Genomic DNA, 17,992 nt, shown 5'->3' with positions numbered 1-17,992 from the left:
GCTGACGATAATGATTGAATTAAAAAACATATCCAAAGTATTTTCAACAAAAAAAGGGACTGTTGAGGCTCTTAAGTCTACTTCCCTTAAAGTAGAAAAAGGCGAGGTATTTGGAATCATTGGGTATAGCGGCGCTGGTAAAAGCACATTGATTCGATGTGTAAATTTATTAGAAAAACCAACGACAGGAAATATCATTGTAAACGAACAAGACTTAACAACGTTATCGACAAAAGAACTAGCAAAAGCGAGACAAAAAATCGGAATGATCTTTCAAGGATTCAATTTACTTAAAACTGTTACCATCTATGAAAACATTGCATTACCTTTACGCCTTGCTGGCATTCCAAAAGCGGAAATTAAAAAAAGGGTAGAAAAATATTTACGCATTGTCGATCTTTTCAATCGAAAAGATGCTTATCCAAGTGAACTTTCTGGCGGTCAAAAACAGCGCGTTGCAATTGCACGTGCACTATCACATGAGCCTGAAGTGTTATTAAGTGATGAAGCAACGAGCGCTTTAGATCCAGAAACAACTGATTCTATTCTTGATTTGTTATTAAAGATTAACGAAGAAATTGGAATTACGATTTTACTCATTACACACGAAATGAACGTTATCCAACGTATATGCGACCGCGTTGCCGTTATGGAACATGGATCTGTAGTCGAAAGCGGGACTGTGAAAGATATTTTCACAAACCCACAACATGTAACAACGAAGAAATTTGTAAATAGCGCCTTTGCAGCTAAAATTCCAGAAGAGGTACAGAAAGAACTACAGAATACTGGAGAAATTGTAACACTTTCATTTATTGGCACTACTTCAGGTGAACCTGCCTTAGCTGTTGCCACAAAACGTTTCCAAGTGTATCCGAATATTTTATCCGGTAATATTACGCAGTTAAAACATGAAGCATATGGGAAACTAGTCGTTCATATGCAAGGAGAACAAAATGAAATCCACCGTGCTTTATCATTTTTACAAGAACAAGGAATCATCGTAGAAGGAGGTAGAACAGATTATGGGAAACAAGTCCTTTTTGGATGAATGGGGTAAAGTCATATGGGAAGCCACAATTCAAACCTTTCAAATGACATCTATTTCATTACTCATCTCAATCCTTATTGCACTGCCACTTGGCGTCACACTTGTTTTAACGAAACCTGGTGGGCAGCGTGAAAATAAAATCATCTATCCTATTCTTAATACAGTTATTAATATCATTCGCTCTCTTCCATTTATCATTCTATTATTCTTCATCTTACCTTTTACAAAGTTTCTAATGGGAACATCCATTGGCGTGCAAGGTGTTATCGTACCACTTGTCGTCTTCACAGCTCCCTATATCGCACGTTTAATGGAGACAGCCTTACTAGAAGTAGATCGAGGGGTTATTGAGGCCTATCAAGCGATGGGAGTCTCTACTATAAAAATCATTTGGCACGTCATGGTTAAAGAAGCTCGTCCCTCCCTTGTACTTGGATTAACAATTGCAACGATTGGCTTAATCGGCGCAACAGCAATGGCTGGTCTTGTAGGTGCTGGCGGGCTAGGGGACTTAGCATATCGCTTCGGACATTTACGCTATGAACCTGAAGTAATGTATGCAACCGTCTTTATTCTAATTATCCTCGTTCAAGGATTACAGTCTTTAGGTAATGGGGTTGCACGAAGACTGAAGAAAGATTAAAAAAGAAGGTATCTCACCAGGGTGAGATACCTTCTTTTTATCTTTTAAATCCGCCTTCTGAATGAATAACTTGCCCCGTAATCCACTCAGCTTCTTCACTTACTAAAAATTTAATGAGTCTAGCTGCATCCTTTGGCTCACCAATTCTGCCAAAAGGAAACATTGGCTTTAACCCTTGTTTTATCTCTTCAGTCATCCATCCTGTATCGGTTGGTCCTGGATTAATTGCATTCACTGTTATTCCTAATTGAGCTACTTCTGCTGACAACGTACTAGTAAGAGCATCAATAGCTCCCTTCGTTGTCGCATAAGCTAGTTCTCCTGCCATAGGACCTTGAAATTGCCCCGAAGTCATATTAACAATTCTACCACCAGATTTCTTATCAAATCCTCGGGCAAATTGACTACTGAGCAATGTAGTCGCACGAATATTAACCATATAATGCTTATCTAATTCTTCAGCAGTCAACGTAGAGAAATCATTATTCGTAGAATATGCTGCATTATTAATTAATATATGAGGGTACCCTAATTGTTCAGTAACTTTATTTAAAAGCTCTTTCGGTGCATCATTCCGAGTTAAATCTAACTCCATGCTCAATACTCTAACACCTTTTTGTAATAGCTCTTCTTTTAATTGTATTTGTTCATTTTTATCAACGCCCCAAGGCATCTCTTTATCATAATCCGTCCAATACGTAAAAAATATATCGTATCCTGCCTCAGCTAATTCTTTACAAATCGCTGCTCCTATACCGTCTAGACGACTTACGCCTGTAACAACTGCTACTTTATTTTTTAATTGGTTCATCATATACTCCTCCAAGTTTAAAGGACGCATATTTTATATAAGAGATATAAATTTCCCCACCTAGACCTCTGTCCTTACAAAAGGGATGTACAAGCCAACTATGCAGTCCTTGCATGATTTACAAATAGCTAAATAAACCCTCACTTATGAGAGAAAAATTCATCTATCCAATTTCTAATCATTACAAGTTCATCCACATATCGAGTCCTTGTCTCCTTTCCATATATCTCTGTTTCTATCATACCAATATGATGTACTATTTCAAATGATAAAAAAATAAAAACCAATATTCCATTCCAAACTTCTATCGAATTTATTATATTATAATAAATAATGGAAATAATCAGAAAAATACTGGTAAATATTGACTAACCTTCTTATAATAAAACGTGGGGCTAATGTGAGAATTTAGTTTTAAACAAATAGGGGGAAGAAATATGTCAAAAAAATTACTTTCTTTATTTTCTGCAGTAATCGTAGCAGCTTTTGTAATAACCGGCTGTGGTCAAAGCGATACGACAAATAAAGAACAAAAAGAGAATGCAACAAAAGAAAGCAAAACGGAAAAAACAGATACAACGAAAGAAAGTAAACCTACTGAAAAAAAATCCGAAGATAAAAAAACTGAAGATAAAAAGCCTGAAAATACAGCTACTGGATCAAGCGACTACTCTAAGCTGATTTCCTATATGGAAAAAGAAACAGGTGGTAAAACAAAAGTTCTTTTTGAAAATAAAGAACCACAAGTCTATAAAGCTGAAGATGTTTCAGTATCAATGAATAGTTACACATTAGTTGAATTAAATGGATTCCATACAAACTTCGATATTCCGTTTAATCGTCAAACAGAAGGCGGAGTTATTCTTGTGAACTACAGCGTAAAAAATAGTTCAGCTAAAGATATTTATTATATGCCAGCATTGGACATGTCATTTACTGGCGCGCAGAAAGCATATAGTAACTATAAAGATTTAATTCCAAAAGAAGATCAGCTCCCAACTAAACTTGCTCCAACGAATGATTACTTAGTAAAAGCAGGAGAAACTATTTCTGGTTATATCGCTTATCCATTCGGAAAAGATGATCTAGCGAAAATTTCAAGTCTCTCAACAGTCTCAGTCACAGTCCCAACTGCACAAGCTAATAAAGGAAAATTTGATGCTCCAATCGGAAATCCTGGAAGCTTTTCATTAAGTTTAAACAAACAGGGTGCTGAAAAAGTTGCAACAGATAATACTTTCTACCAAGATAAAGCTACAGCTAATAACATGGGCGATAAAAAAATGTTAAAAGAGAAATCAAGTATTAATAACAACCAAGAATTAGGCGCTGTTAATGTTACATTAGACGGATACCAATTCACTCAATTCACACCAAATTCCGTCGAAGCTCCACGCTTTGCAAATTTTAAAAACGGTCTTGTTCTGTTAACAGTAAAATTCAAGCTTGATAACAAAGATGTTCAAGACGTTTCACTATCTCCTATAAGCTCTACATTAAGAGTGAATGATGGTACACAATATACGATTAATGAAGGTATGCTATTAAATTATGACTATAATGCTGCAGTTAAAACTGGAACATCTGGAGAGTTACTACAAGTATATATTTTAGATCAAGAGCAGTATGAAAAGATTTGGAAAGACAAAAGCTTTGAGATTGAGTTAGGACCTATGAGAAATAAAGAAGCTAAAGATATTTCACAAGGTAAAAAAGCTAAATTTACATTACCTAAATAAGTTACTAAGTATATATTAGAAAAGGCATATAACATATGATTGTTATATGCCTTTTTCATTTTATAAAAACACCATTTTTGTTCACACTTTATCCATTGTGAATCTTTTCACAATGGATATATAATAAACTTGTAAATACAATATTGGAGGGATTTCAATGATTATCAATTTTTTAAGAACTGATAAACGTGCTGCTTTCATATTATTACTTTTACGGCTTTACATAGGGTATACATGGCTCGCTGCTGGGATAGGTAAAGTTTTCGGACAATCTTTTGATGCAAGTGGTTTTCTAAAGGGCGCTATCGCTCAAGCATCAGGTGACCATCCTGCAGTACAAAGTTGGTGGGCAGATTTTCTTCAACATTTTGTTCTTCCAAACGCAGACCTATTTAGCTTTTTAGTTCAATGGGGAGAAATTTTAGTAGGTCTAGGTTTAATTTTAGGCGGATTAACAAAAACAGCTGCATTTTTCGGAATCATAATGAATCTTTCATTTTTATTAAGCGGAACTGTTAGTGTAAACCCAAATCTGCTTATTTTAACTATGTTCATTTTAGTTGCAGGGCAAAACGCTGGACGTATTGGATTAGATGGCTATGTTTTCCCTAAACTTTTCCGTAAAAATAACCACGGAACATATAAATTAAGTAAAACTGCGTAGTAACAGTTTACTTTTAAAATATAAATAAGAAAAAGAGCCTGAGTATAGGATCTTTTTCTTATTTATCCTAATTTAAACTTTTAACGAGCCACGAAAACCTCTGGCAGCATAGTAAGAGTCTGCTCCATTGTGGTACACGAAAACATGTCCGAAGCGATAATCACAAAATAGAGCACCACCGAGTTCTCGAATATCTGAAGGTGTTTGTACCCAACTTGATGATTTCATGTCAAAATCCCCAAGTTGTTGCAATTCCCGATATTGTTCTTCCGTTAATAGTTCAATGCCCATAGCATTTGCAACATCAATAACATTATTTTCTGGTTTATGTTTTTTTCTTGATTCTAACGCTTCAAGATCATAACAAAGACTTCTGCGGCCTTTAGGACTCTCCTTTGAACAATCATAGAAAGTATATTCGTCCTTTTCTTCATCATAACCGACAACATCCGGCTCACCGCCAGTTACTTCCATTTCGTTAAGTGACCATAATTTTTCAGCATTAGCTTCTATCTTAGCTTCAACCTTAGCCCATTCAAGACCTTCATGGCGGTTCATATTTTTCTCAAAACGAGCTTGCAATACTTTCAATAACTCTTGACGTTTTTCTACTAGTAAGTCATTTTTATTTCCTGTCATATTAGTCCTCCCTGATGTGTGTACAGATATTAGTTTAAGTATATATTTTATAATAAATCATCTCAAGATGAAGACCGTTTCAACCTTATGTCTTGTACAAACATCCATTATAAAGTTCTAAAACCCTCCATACTTTCTCCAAGAATATAGTGTGAAAACCACATCAAATTCTGCTTCATAATAGCTACATTCATTCCCGGCTGATTAGGACTATATGCCATTCCTTTAAATATAATTAATTCTGTATCCACTTCCATATCCATTAATCCTTGATATAGATCATATGCATTTGTAATTGGAATTCTTGCATCCTTTTCTCCATGCTGAATTAAGGTAGGCGTACAAGCTGATTTAATATACGTCATAGGTGATGTCTTCGTATATATCTCTGGATCATTCCATGGAGTATTTCCTAAATACATTCTAATAAAGTAAGGTATATCTGTATTTACATAATGGGTACTCCAGTTAGTGATTCCACCGCCAACTGAAATAGCTTTAAATCGACTACTAAATGTAGAACAGAAAGCTGATACATATCCACCGTTGCTCCATCCCATAACTCCTACTCTATCCTTGTCTACCATCCTTTTTTCTACTAGTTCATCCACTCCAGATATAACATCATCGTAGTCAGCAATCCCCTGTTTTCTATAGTTAGCTTTTAAAAATTCATTACCATAACCTGAACTTCCTCTGTAATTTGGTTCTAAAACGATAAAGCCTTTTTCAATAAACTGTTCAATCGGATATTTCTCATTGAAGCAGTCTGAAAATATCGAAAAAGACGCCCAAGCCGGACCGCCGTGAATTACTACTAATAAAGGATATTTTTTATTAGTATCAAACTCTACTGGCGTTGATAAAACACCTTCTATTTCAAGACCATCGCTACTTTTCCATGAGATGATTTCTCTGTTACTTTTAAGTTTCCCTTTGAAAAAGCTATTTTCATCCGTTATTTTTTTATCGTCTAAATAGATTTCAAAGGTTTCATTTGTTCTAGCCTTATTATAGGATATATGTTTTCCATCCTTTGTTATAGAAGCATCCATTATAAAGCCATCTACTTTTTCGCCTAATATTTCCACAGTTCCATCTTCAGCTAGCAACCCAATAAGATAATTCGTTTTATTCTGCCATCTAATTAAAATCCCTTTAGCTGTCCACTGTAATGGCATAACCGTACTATCAAAATCTGTTAAAGGTTGAATTAGCTCTCCATTATGAATATCATATATCTCTAACGTACTATCTTGTATATAGTTTCTATAGTAATCCCTCTCTCTTATGCTTGCTGAGTAACAAATTTTGCTGCCCTCTGGAGAAAAGCAAACACTCCCTCCCAACAATTTATCCACATTCAGCTTTTGTAGCTCTCCAGCTTTAATATGGAGTATGTATAGATCTCCATTTATATAATCTGCCATATTTGAGCTTGGTGTCGCCATAAATACAACCTTTTTAGCATCATTTGAAATATCAAATTCATGGATATGAAAATCCTTACCATCAGTTAATCGATAAACAACTCTGTTCTCATGTTCATCTGTATCACTTTGTATCACCTTTTCTATTTCAATGTAATATAAACAATTATTCTGGTGTTCCTTACTTACATGATGGAAATCTCCATATAATTCCTTACGTTTCTTTATTTCCTCACATTCTTTTGACTGTGCAACATAATAAAAACCTTTGCCAGCAGGATCCCATTTGAATGTACTAATTCCTTCCTTCTCATCAGTAATTTGAACCTCGCTATAACCATCTAGCGACTTAACAAATATCTGATTTTTCCCATCACCAACTGGACTAAGATATGCGATACACTTAGCATCTGGAGACCATAATGGGTGTGTACTATCTATATCCCCATTTGATAATGGGTAACTCTGCTTCTTATCTTTTTCATATATCCATACATGATTCCTATATGTATTGTCTTTCCAATCAGCCGTCTTCTTTACAAATGCTACGTTTTTACCATCATCACTTATGTTTGTACTTGATAAGGTTGGTAATGAAATAATCTCTTCTATACTTAGATATGTTTTTTTAATCGTTTTCATCAATATCCCCCCCTGAAATGTCCATAAATCTCTCGTCTCTTTTTGTCGTAATCAAAGAAATTATTCATGAATACTTAAAATAATAATGGAAAATTCAGATAAATAAAAGTGAATTCGATAAAGTAAAACTTTAATCTATAGGGTTCTATCCACTTACCAATTCTAGATGTTATTTTTCGACACAAAAACACCCCTTTAGATAAAATATCTAAAGGGGTACAAATTTGTAAATTTATTTTAAAGCTACAACTATATTTATTAACCTACCAATCTCCTACTCAACAGTAACAGACTTAGCTAAGTTACGTGGCTTATCAACGTCACACTCGCGGTGAAGTGCTGCGTAGTATGAAATAAGTTGTAATGGAATAACTGCTACTAGCGGTGCTAGTGCTTCGTGTACAGCTGGTAATACGAAGCTGTCTCCTTCCATTTCTAAGCCTTTCATTGAGATGATACATGGGTTAGCTCCGCGTGCTACTACCTCTTTCACGTTGCCGCGAATTCCAAGGTTTACGTGCTCTTGTGTAGCAAGTGCGATAACTGGTGTACCATTTTCGATTAAAGCGATTGTACCGTGTTTTAACTCTCCTCCAGCGAATCCTTCTGCTTGGATGTAAGAGATTTCTTTTAGTTTTAACGCACCTTCTAATCCTACGTAGAAGTCTACGCTACGTCCGATGAAGAAACAGTTACGCGTTGTCGCTAAAAATTGTTTTGCTAATGCGTCCATTTCTTCTTTTTGATCACAAAGTTCTATCATTGCATTTGCTACAAGTCCTAGTTCGTGTGTTAAATCGAAATCAAGAACTTCACCTTTTGCTTTAGCAATATCAGCTGCTAAAATTGAAAGTACTGCAAGCTGTGCTGTGTAAGCTTTCGTTGATGCAACTGCAATTTCTGGTCCAGCGTATAACGGAAGTGTATAATCAGCTTCACGAGAAAGAGTAGAACCAGGCACGTTTGTAATTGTTAATGCTTTATGACCCATTTCATTTGTTTGTACAAGTACTGCACGGCTATCAGCTGTTTCACCACTTTGTGAAATGTAAATGAAGAATGGTCTTTCTGTTAATAATGGCATGTTGTAAGAGAATTCACTTGCTACATGCACTTCAACTGGCATTTTTGCAAACTTCTCGATAAATTGTTTTCCAACAAGACCTGCATGATAACTCGTTCCACATGCAATGATGTAAATACGATCGCTATCTAAAATCGCATTGCGGATGTCTTGATTTAATTCAATTTCGCCATTTTCATCTTGATACTTTTGAATTATATTACGGATTACAAGTGGTTGCTCATCGATTTCTTTAAGCATGAAGTGAGGATATGTTCCCTTTTCAATATCACTTGCGTCTAATTCCGCTGTAAACGGTGCACGTTCAATCGTTTCACCTTGTAAGTTTTTAATTGTAATACTTTCTTTCGTTACGATTACGATTTCTTTATCCATTAACTCAATAAATTGATCTGTAACTTGTAACATCGCCATAGCGTCGCTTGCCACAACATTAAAGTTGTCACCAACACCTACTAATAGCGGGCTTTTGTTTTTAGCAACATAAATCATGTTTGGATTTTCAGCATCAAGTAATCCGATTGCATAAGAGCCATGTAAAAGAGATAGCGTATTACGGAACGCTTCTTCTACACTTAATCCTGTGCTCACTTGTTGTTCCATAAGCTGTACGATAATCTCTGTATCTGTTTCACTTACGAACGTTACATCTTGTAAATATTCCTTTTTCACTAATTCATAGTTTTCAATTACACCGTTATGAACTAGTGTAAAGCGTTTTGATGTACTTTGATGCGGATGCGCGTTTACTTTACTTGGAACACCGTGTGTAGCCCAGCGTGTGTGTCCGATACCTACGCTTGCTGCTACGTTCTCATCTACGATTTCACGAAGTTTTGCGATACGGCCTTTTTCTTTGTATACAACAACACCGTTCTCTGCTTGTACTGCAATACCTGCTGAATCATATCCACGATATTCTAGCTTTTCTAAACCTTTTAATAAAATTTCCTTTGCATCTTGCTCTCCAATAAATCCTACGATTCCACACATGTTTAGTCGCCGTTACAAATGCTTACACTGCTCTGCGAACATGTAACGACATAGTCCGATACCATTTTTATTTATACTAAAAAAACGGATTACATATTGCTAGCCCTGTAAGCTTGTAACGGCTTTCACCTTCCTCTCGATTGGGTTTAAGTCCGTATATACTTATACAGCTAGTTTTCATCCGTTCCTCTTCTCTCATCACACTTTCACCTTTGTCCACTAAGTCACCTTAATGATTTAAGTAAAAGTTTGCGGTTGTGATGAACAACCGGGAGTCATCCGCCGAAATCTCGATAAACCCCACCTCGTCAACTACACTATTTGTAGTTCTGGCGCTTTTATAATTTACAATATTTCCTTTGAGAAAAAGAACAAGACCATCTTATAACAAACATGGATAAACCGTCAATGAAATTTTTTTCATCGTCTATAAAACATATGAAAAAGGAGCACTTTTTGTGCTCCTTTTTCATATAAATTCAGCTAATTACTCAGCGCCAACTTCGGCTTTCACAACTTCTACAATGCGATGTACATATGCATCACAAACTTCTTGTGTTGGTGCTTCTGCCATTACACGAATAAGTGGCTCTGTTCCAGATGGACGAACAAGAATACGGCCATCACCGTTCATTTCTTCCTCTACAACACGAATAATTTCTTTAATTTTTTCATTTTCTAATGCTAATTTTTTATCTGTTACACGAACGTTTACTAGCAATTGTGGGAATTTCGTCATTTCTCCTGCAAGCTCAGATAATGGTTTTTTCGTCATTTTCATGATGTTTACAAGTTGAAGTGCACTTAACATTCCGTCACCAGTTGTAATGTAATCAAGTAAGATAATATGGCCTGATTGTTCTCCACCTAAGTTGTAACCACCGCGTTTCATCTCTTCCATTACATAGCGGTCACCAACTGCTGTTTTATCACTTGTAATATTGTTTGCTTCAAGTGCTTTGTAGAAACCTAAGTTACTCATAACAGTTGAAACAACTGTATTATGTTTTAATTGACCAGTTTCTTTCATGTACTTCGCACAAATAAACATAATTTGATCACCGTCAACGATGTTTCCTTTTTCGTCTACAGCAATTAAACGGTCGCCATCGCCATCAAAAGCAAGTCCGATATCCGCACCTTTTTCTTTTACCAATTCAGCTAAGCCTTCTGGATGTGTAGATCCTACACCCTCGTTAATATTCATACCGTTTGGAGAAGTTCCCATTGTTGAAATATCAGCTTCTAGGTCTGCAAATAAGTATGGAGCTAGAGACGAAGTTGCACCATGTGCACAATCTAAAGCGATATGTAGGCCAGAGAAATCTTCTTCAACAGTTTGTTTAATGTACTGTAAATATTTTTGTCCACCTTCAAAGTAATCACTCACTTGTCCAAGATTAGTACCTGTCGGACGTGGTAGTTCATCAACTTCTTTGTCTAATAAAGCTTCAATCTCAGCTTCTTGCTCATCTGTTAATTTAAAGCCGTCTGAACCAAAGAATTTAATACCGTTATCTTGTACTGGATTATGAGATGCAGAAATCATAACACCTGCTTGTGCATCTAGTGCTTTTGTTAAATAAGCAACGCCCGGTGTAGAAATAACGCCAAGGCGCATTACTTCTGCTCCAGTTGATAATAGACCTGCTACTAAAGCTCCTTCTAACATATGACCAGATACACGTGTATCACGACCGATAATTACTTTTGGACGATCTGTATCTTTTGTTAATACATAACCACCAAAACGCCCAATTTTGAAAGCTAATTCAGGTGTTAACTCCTTATTTGCAACTCCACGTACTCCATCTGTACCAAAATATTTACCCATTATGATTCGCTCCTTTTTCTTGCTCTTTTTGATTATGGTTATCTACCGTTGGTTCTTGACTATTTTCTTTATCTTTATTTTGATTACTTTCCTGTTCCGTTTCTTTTTCTTGATTGGATTCAGGATTTTTTGGCTTCTCATTTTGATTTTCTTGATTGGTGTTTGAATCCGGTTGTTGACCGTTACCCTGTACTTCTTTATCTGGTTTTTCTTTCTTTACAATAGTAACTTTAGCACTTTTTTGTTTTGGCTCTATTGAAATATTACCAGGACCACTCACTTGAATAGAAATATCTTTCGTCCCTGAAGATACATTTTGCAAATTAATTACCGCTGTTATTTGGGCAGCTGTTATTTTATCTACTATACTTGCTTCTCCTGAAATATCAACACTTATCTTTCCGTCTTGCGGCGAAATTAGCTGAGCCGTAACATCTTTAGAAAGTCCATTTTTTTGGATTGGGATGCCATCAATCGTTTTTGTTTTCGTTTGTTTTGTTTTTTGCACTCCCACTGAAACCTTCACTTGATTCGGTTTTGCACTGGTTACACCCTTGGGTAATAAAACAGAGGCATCGAATGTTGTAGACTCTGTCAATTGACTAAGATCTACTTCGACCCCCTCTAGCGATTGTATATTATCCAAAATATCTTTTGGACCAGCTATCGTTACCTCTCTCGGCTCGACACTGATATTTGTAACTGCCAATCCTTCTGCTAAACTCCCCTTCTTCGTATACGTTACAGGAACAGTTTTTTCAGTATTATTGGCTGTAGTTTGCGTTGCCACATTCAACGTTACACTAATTTTAGATGGACTTGTTCTTACATTTAAACGTTTTCCTTCTTTATTGTATAATGTAACTTCGGGCGTTTTTGTAACAGTTTTATTAACACCTTTTAAATCAACATACGCTTTGGCAGATGAAATGCTTTCAATTTCTTCTTTCGTCCCAACTACCTCAACAGTATCCGGTTTAATGCTTGATTTTTCGAGAGTAGCCCCCGCTGGCATTTGATCCTCATTTGATAATTTCAAATCTACATGAACATATTTTCTCGCCTTTTCATGAAGAGTAACTTTAATTGTTGATGGCTGAACTGTTCCTTTCACATCGTCTGGAAGCCCGTTCGTTTTTAAAGAAATCTCATAAGTTCCTTTTGGACTATCTCGCAAATCAATTGGTATGTCAAATTGTTTTTTTGCTTTTGCTGTAGCAACTGATGCTTTTGGGCCTTCTAACTTCACCTTAACGCCCTCTGCTGGAATACCACTTACAATATATTTCTCCTCATCATACTTAAGATTAATCTCATAATTAGTTAATGTTTCTTTCGTATCATTTGCAAAAGGTAATATACCTGATGTCGTATTTTTCTCAGTTAACGTCGCTGACATAAAAAGCATACACGCCAATAGTAATGAGATCCCTTTTAAAAACCAATGATTCTCCATTAACTTATCCATGACGCTTTCTCCTCCAATTCCATAAAGACGAAGAAGTCGTTTTTTCGTTCCCACTAAATTCAGCTAATAACATATCCTTCAGCTGTTCTGTCTTCAAATCACGATGCAACTTACCATTTTTCGTTAAAGAAATTTGACCAGTTTCTTCAGACACAACTACTGTAATACTATCAGTAACTTCACTAACTCCCATTGCAGCACGATGTCTAGTTCCTAATTCTTTAGAAATAAACGGACTTTCTGATAATGGAAGATAGCATGCTGCTGCTTTAATTGTACTTCCTTGCATAATTACCGCTCCGTCATGAAGAGGTGTATTTGGAATAAAAATATTAATAAGTAATTCCGATGATACGTTTGCATTCAGCGGAATACCCGTTTCCACATAATCACCCATACCGGTCTCTTTTGACAAAGTAATTAATGCACCTATTCTACGTTTCCCCATATATTCGGTTGCTTTTGCTATCGCTGTTGCAACCATTTCAGGTTCATCATCCTCATGCGGTCCAACACGCGAAAATAAACTCCCGCGCCCTAGCTGCTCAAGTGCTCTTCGCAATTCTGGCTGAAAGATAATAATAACGGCTAAAAATCCCCACGTTAATACTTGTTCAGTTAGCCAAGATAGCGTACGCAATTCAAGGAAAATACTGATCATCTTAACGACGATAATAACTGTAATCCCTTTTAAAAGTTGAACAGCTTTCGTCCCTCGGATTATGAGAATCAGCTTATATATAATAAACCATACAATGGCAATATCTAATGCCGTACTAAGATATTTCAAAATGGTCGTATCTTCAAAAGGCATGCTATCCCTTCCTCCTACTTACGAGCAATTCTATCCATATATTGAAATATTGTTTTATGCTCTATCTGTATGTATTTCCAACAACTAGTTAATTATACCATACATGAAACAAACGACAATTACAAACAACCCCCTTTAGCTCAAATTGGTAAGATGTCAAACATTTTTATCTTACAGTATAATATAAATCATTATTATACGCCTATTTTCAAATAAAAAAAGCAACTTCTCAGTTGCTTTTCTTACATTTATTTTAGTTTTTCACCGAATAAAGAACCCATTAAAGCAACTGCTGTTGTTGCCGTTCTATTTCTCTCATCTAAAATCGTATTTACCTCAACAAATTCAGCAGATGTGATAATATCCGCTTCTGCTAACATTTCCATCGCCAAGTGACTTTCACGATAAGATAGACCACCAATTACAGGCGTCCCAACACCTGGTGCATCATGAGGATCAAGACCATCTAAATCTAATGATAAGTGTACACCATCAGTATGAGATAAATATGCGATTGTTTCTTCCATAACAGCCGTCATCCCCATACGATCAATTTCATGCATTGAGAACACTTTAATACCTTCATTGCGAATGAAATCTTTTTCTCCTTCATCCAATGCACGCGCACCGATAATTACGACATTCTCTTTTTTCACCTTTGGATATGCTCCATATAAATCTACAAGTGAAGAATGTCCATAACCTAAACTTGCTGCAAGTGACATACCGTGAATATTTCCAGATGGTGAAGTTTCCTCTGTATTTAAATCACCGTGTGCATCATACCAAATAACACCTAAGTTTTTATAATGTTTTGCTACACCAGCTAATGTACCGATAGCAATACTATGGTCACCACCTAATACAAGTGGAAAACGACCTTCTTCTATAATATGATCCACCTTACTTGCTAATTCATTACATACAGTTGCAACTTGTGTAAGGTTTCTTAATTTTGTATTTTCATCTATCTCTTTTTCTCTCTCTATACGTATATCTCCCATATCTTTAACGTCATATCCAATTTCTTCAATTCTTTCAATTACCCCTGCATAACGGATTGCGCTCGGTCCCATATCAACGCCACGACGCATCTGCCCTAAATCCATTGGAACTCCAATAACTGAGATTTCTTTTTTCATAGATAGTATCCCCCTTCTGTGCCTTCACTAAATATTTTAAATCTTTTATATAGTCTGACTCAACTCGACATTTTTCTGTATGGATATACAAATTATTCACTTATATTCACGTTCAAAATCAAATTTCAAGACTATTCTATGTATAAAGTTAACTTAATGAAACAATCACAATCACTATTATTAAATAATAATAAAAAAACACCCCTACATTTAGAAGTGTTTTTCTGACGCTATTTTCCATACTGTTGCAATATTCTTCGTTGTCATTTCAATATTTTCTTCTGCTACTCTATATGCTTCTTCTAGTGTCATCGGTCTCGTTGTAATACTAAATACCGCATCTATTCCTTTCTCGTACACGGCTGAATAATCAGATGATACAGACCCTCCAATGGCAATTACAGGCACAGAAAAACGTTTCGCACGCCCCGCAACACCAACAGGAGCCTTCCCATATGCAGTTTGTTCATCTATTCTACCTTCACCAGTTATAATGAGATCTGCATCTTCTATATGTTTATCGAAATTTGTATAATCCAATACAATTTCAATGCCCCTTCGCAAGTCTCCCTTTAGCACTGAAATAACAGCCGCCCCCATTCCTCCTGCTGCCCCTGCACCAGGTATTTCAGATACATCAGAAGATACATATCTTTTAAGGATATTCGCATAATGTTTTAAATTCTCATCTAGCTCTTTCATCATCTCTATATTCGCACCCTTTTGTCTCCCAAATACGAAAGATGCTCCCTGCATTCCGACTAATGGATTATCCACATCACATGCCGCTTCTATCTTTACCCCCTTTAAGCGTGGGTCCATTTGTGAAAAATCAATAGCAACAATCGAATGTAACGTACCTCCAGATGGATCTATTACTTCACCCTTATCATTTATAAATCTTACTCCTAAAGCTGCTAACATGCCTGCCCCACCATCATTTGTAGCACTTCCTCCAAGTCCTAAAATTATGTACTCCGCCCCTTGATTTAGCGCATGTAATATAAGTTCTCCTGTTCCTTTTGTCGTTGTAATAAGTGGGTTTCGCTTTTCAACTGGAACGTGCTGTAATCCTGATGCTGCTGCCATTTCAATAAACGCTGTCTTTTTATCTTTAGACACGCCATAAAAAGCTTGCACACTTTCTCTAAGCGGTCCTGTCACACTAATTGATATAATTCTCCCCCCTGTAGCATCAACAAGCGATTCAACCGTCCCTTCTCCTCCATCTCCAATTGGTATTTTCACATACTTTGCATTAGGAAAAATTGCTCTAAAACCTCTTTCAATAGCTTCACATACTTCTATAGCTTTTAGGCTTTCTTTATATGAATCAGATGCAATAACAACTTTCACAATTATCCCCCATCCCTTATTTTTACGTTTTCTTCATTTTAAACGATAAATATAAAAGTTGTCTTTTTAAACACAAAAAAGCTTACATCATATGATGTAAGCTTTTTCTATTTAGATGGAGCCTAGCGGGATCGAACCGCTGACCTCCTGCGTGCAAGGCAGGCGCTCTCCCAGCTGAGCTAAGGCCCCTTAGTAATAAAGCGGAAGACGGGATTCGAACCCGCGACCCCAACCTTGGCAAGGTTGTATTCTACCACTGAACTACTTCCGCGAAAATGGTGAGCCATGAAGGATTCGAACCTTCGACCCTCTGATTAAAAGTCAGATGCTCTACCAACTGAGCTAATGGCTCGTAAATGGCTGGGCTAGCTGGATTCGAACCAGCGCATGACGGAGTCAAAGTCCGTTGCCTTACCGCTTGGCTATAGCCCATTAATATTTACTAGTATGGTTATCTTCTCAAAAAAATAAACCCTTTCAGGTTATTTTTAAGAAAATGGTGGAGGGGGGCAGATTCGAACTGCCGAACCCGAAGGAGCGGATTTACAGTCCGCCGCGTTTAGCCACTTCGCTACCCCTCCGACATTTAAACATATATGGTGGAGGATGACGGGATCGAACCGCCGACCCCCTGCTTGTAAGGCAGGTGCTCTCCCAGCTGAGCTAATCCTCCAAAAGTGGTGACCCGTACGGGATTCGAACCCGTGTTACCGCCGTGAAAGGGCGGTGTCTTAACCACTTGACCAACGGGCCAAAAATTTAAAAACTTTTCCAAGCTTCCAACCGGGCTTGAACCGGTGACCTCTTCCTTACCATGGAAGTACTCTACCAGCTGAGCTATGGAAGCATAATGGCTCCGCAGGTAGGAATCGAACCTACGACCGATCGGTTAACAGCCGATAGCTCTACCGCTGAGCTACTGCGGAATAATACAAGCCTGGCAACGTCCTACTCTCACAGGGACAAGGTCCCAACTACCATCGGCGCTAGAGAGCTTAACTTCCGTGTTCGGTATGGGAACGGGTGTGACCTCTCTGCCATCATTACCAGACTTTTATCATTATACACATTCTTTTCAGAATGTCAAAAGGAATTTTAAATATATATTCCTTCAAAACTAGATAACATTGCTACATATTATATGGTTAAGTCCTCGATCTATTAGTATTCGTCAGCTCCACATGTCACCATGCTTCCACCTCGAACCTATCAACCTGATCATCTTTCAGGGATCTTACTAGCTTACGCTATGGGAAATCTCATCTTGAGGGGGGCTTCATGCTTAGATGCTTTCAGCACTTATCCCTTCCGCACATAGCTACCCAGCTATGCCCTTGGCAGAACAACTGGTACACCAGCGGTGCGTCCATCCCGGTCCTCTCGTACTAAGGACAGCTCCTCTCAAATTTCCTACGCCCACGACGGATAGGGACCGAACTGTCTCACGACGTTCTGAACCCAGCTCGCGTACCGCTTTAATGGGCGAACAGCCCAACCCTTGGGACCGACTACAGCCCCAGGATGCGATGAGCCGACATCGAGGTGCCAAACCTCCCCGTCGATGTGGACTCTTGGGGGAGATAAGCCTGTTATCCCCGGGGTAGCTTTTATCCGTTGAGCGATGGCCCTTCCATGCGGAACCACCGGATCACTAAGCCCGACTTTCGTCCCTGCTCGACTTG

The 17,992-nt window shown here is 37.3% G+C and carries 13 protein-coding genes, 9 tRNA genes, 2 rRNA genes and 1 pseudogene (1 of these 25 running past the window's edge); 4 read left to right on the top strand and 21 right to left on the bottom strand.

The features are described from left to right. Nucleotides 1–10: 10 nt before the first annotated feature. Both AC3EMB_RS01005 and AC3EMB_RS01000 read left to right on the top strand, forming a co-directional pair. Entirely contained in the window at nt 11–1,051 is a 1,041-nt protein-coding gene (locus AC3EMB_RS01005) for a methionine ABC transporter ATP-binding protein (RefSeq protein WP_016084002.1), read from the top strand. Next, complete coding sequence (locus AC3EMB_RS01000; RefSeq protein WP_488517401.1) at nt 1,026–1,694, top strand: methionine ABC transporter permease; 669 nt, start codon at nt 1,026–1,028, stop codon at nt 1,692–1,694. The genes AC3EMB_RS01005 and AC3EMB_RS01000 overlap by 26 nt, the downstream gene beginning before the upstream one ends. Before the next feature lie 37 nt (nt 1,695–1,731). On the opposite strand, the gene AC3EMB_RS00995 is transcribed toward AC3EMB_RS01000, so the two are convergent. After that, the gene (locus AC3EMB_RS00995; RefSeq protein ID WP_002094237.1) at nt 1,732–2,508 is read right to left on the bottom strand and encodes an SDR family oxidoreductase; all 777 of its coding nucleotides are present in this window, start codon (nt 2,506–2,508) and stop codon (nt 1,732–1,734) included. Nucleotides 2,509–2,942: 434 nt separating this feature from the next. On the opposite strand from AC3EMB_RS00995, the gene AC3EMB_RS00990 reads away from it, so the two are divergent. Beyond that, nucleotides 2,943–4,244, top strand: coding sequence for a DUF5068 domain-containing protein (locus tag AC3EMB_RS00990; protein ID WP_071731284.1), 1,302 nt, complete (start codon nt 2,943–2,945; stop codon nt 4,242–4,244). 157 nt (nt 4,245–4,401) lie between these two features. Then, entirely contained in the window at nt 4,402–4,908 is a 507-nt protein-coding gene (locus AC3EMB_RS00985) for a DoxX family membrane protein (RefSeq protein ID WP_488517400.1), read from the top strand. A gap of 72 nt (nt 4,909–4,980) precedes the next feature. Here the strand turns inward: AC3EMB_RS00985 and AC3EMB_RS00980 are convergent, their stop codons facing one another. From AC3EMB_RS00980 to AC3EMB_RS00885, 20 genes and pseudogenes are all read right to left on the bottom strand, one after another. Continuing rightward, a complete protein-coding gene (locus AC3EMB_RS00980; protein ID WP_000147403.1) occupies nt 4,981–5,547 on the bottom strand; it encodes a DUF4256 domain-containing protein in 567 nt (188 codons plus the stop codon). 107 nt (nt 5,548–5,654) lie between these two features. Then, nucleotides 5,655–7,619, bottom strand: a complete 1,965-nt coding sequence (locus AC3EMB_RS00975; protein WP_454501109.1) for a S9 family peptidase — start codon at nt 7,617–7,619, stop codon at nt 5,655–5,657. A 274-nt stretch (nt 7,620–7,893) separates the two neighbouring features. Next, the gene (glmS, locus tag AC3EMB_RS00970; RefSeq protein ID WP_000334155.1) at nt 7,894–9,696 is read right to left on the bottom strand and encodes a glutamine--fructose-6-phosphate transaminase (isomerizing); all 1,803 of its coding nucleotides are present in this window, start codon (nt 9,694–9,696) and stop codon (nt 7,894–7,896) included. Between the two features lie 12 nt (nt 9,697–9,708). Further along, a pseudogene (locus AC3EMB_RS00965) lies at nt 9,709–9,895 on the bottom strand (hypothetical protein). 288 nt (nt 9,896–10,183) lie between these two features. Then, nucleotides 10,184–11,530, bottom strand: a complete 1,347-nt coding sequence (gene glmM / locus AC3EMB_RS00960) for a phosphoglucosamine mutase (RefSeq protein WP_000521476.1) — start codon at nt 11,528–11,530, stop codon at nt 10,184–10,186. Further along, nucleotides 11,523–12,998 (bottom strand): CdaR family protein, encoded by a 1,476-nt coding sequence (locus tag AC3EMB_RS00955; RefSeq protein WP_064531579.1) that lies wholly within the window; start codon nt 12,996–12,998, stop codon nt 11,523–11,525. The genes glmM and AC3EMB_RS00955 overlap by 8 nt, the downstream gene beginning before the upstream one ends. Beyond that, complete coding sequence (gene cdaA, locus AC3EMB_RS00950) at nt 12,991–13,812, bottom strand: diadenylate cyclase CdaA (RefSeq protein WP_053565445.1); 822 nt, start codon at nt 13,810–13,812, stop codon at nt 12,991–12,993. Before cdaA ends, AC3EMB_RS00955 begins: the two co-directional genes overlap by 8 nt. Before the next feature lie 248 nt (nt 13,813–14,060). Continuing rightward, on the bottom strand, nt 14,061–14,954 hold the full coding sequence (gene rocF, locus AC3EMB_RS00945; RefSeq protein WP_000711574.1) for an arginase: 894 nt from the start codon (nt 14,952–14,954) through the stop codon (nt 14,061–14,063). 210 nt (nt 14,955–15,164) lie between these two features. Then, entirely contained in the window at nt 15,165–16,310 is a 1,146-nt protein-coding gene (locus tag AC3EMB_RS00940) for a glycerate kinase (protein ID WP_086422769.1), read from the bottom strand. 116 nt (nt 16,311–16,426) lie between these two features. Beyond that, nucleotides 16,427–16,499: transfer RNA gene (locus AC3EMB_RS00935), tRNA-Ala, on the bottom strand. A gap of 10 nt (nt 16,500–16,509) precedes the next feature. Further along, nucleotides 16,510–16,581: transfer RNA gene (locus AC3EMB_RS00930), tRNA-Gly, on the bottom strand. Nucleotides 16,582–16,586: 5 nt separating this feature from the next. Next, nucleotides 16,587–16,662: transfer RNA gene (locus tag AC3EMB_RS00925), tRNA-Lys, on the bottom strand. Nucleotides 16,663–16,667: 5 nt separating this feature from the next. Then, nucleotides 16,668–16,742: transfer RNA gene (locus tag AC3EMB_RS00920), tRNA-Gln, on the bottom strand. A gap of 65 nt (nt 16,743–16,807) precedes the next feature. Then, a tRNA-Tyr gene (locus tag AC3EMB_RS00915) sits at nt 16,808–16,891 on the bottom strand. A 16-nt stretch (nt 16,892–16,907) separates the two neighbouring features. Beyond that, nucleotides 16,908–16,983: transfer RNA gene (locus AC3EMB_RS00910), tRNA-Val, on the bottom strand. A 5-nt stretch (nt 16,984–16,988) separates the two neighbouring features. Beyond that, nucleotides 16,989–17,063: transfer RNA gene (locus tag AC3EMB_RS00905), tRNA-Glu, on the bottom strand. Between the two features lie 21 nt (nt 17,064–17,084). Further along, a tRNA-Thr gene (locus tag AC3EMB_RS00900) sits at nt 17,085–17,157 on the bottom strand. A gap of 4 nt (nt 17,158–17,161) precedes the next feature. Beyond that, nucleotides 17,162–17,236: transfer RNA gene (locus AC3EMB_RS00895), tRNA-Asn, on the bottom strand. 9 nt (nt 17,237–17,245) lie between these two features. Beyond that, nucleotides 17,246–17,361: ribosomal RNA gene (gene rrf / locus AC3EMB_RS00890) — 5S ribosomal RNA — on the bottom strand. Between the two features lie 90 nt (nt 17,362–17,451). Next, nucleotides 17,452–17,992 (bottom strand): 23S ribosomal RNA (locus AC3EMB_RS00885); it runs 2,381 nt beyond the window's last position.

It is taken from the genome of Bacillus sp. LQ16 (assembly GCF_057784645.1).
Note: the sequence above shows the minus strand (reverse complement) of the source record. Positions and strands in the feature narration are given on the sequence as shown.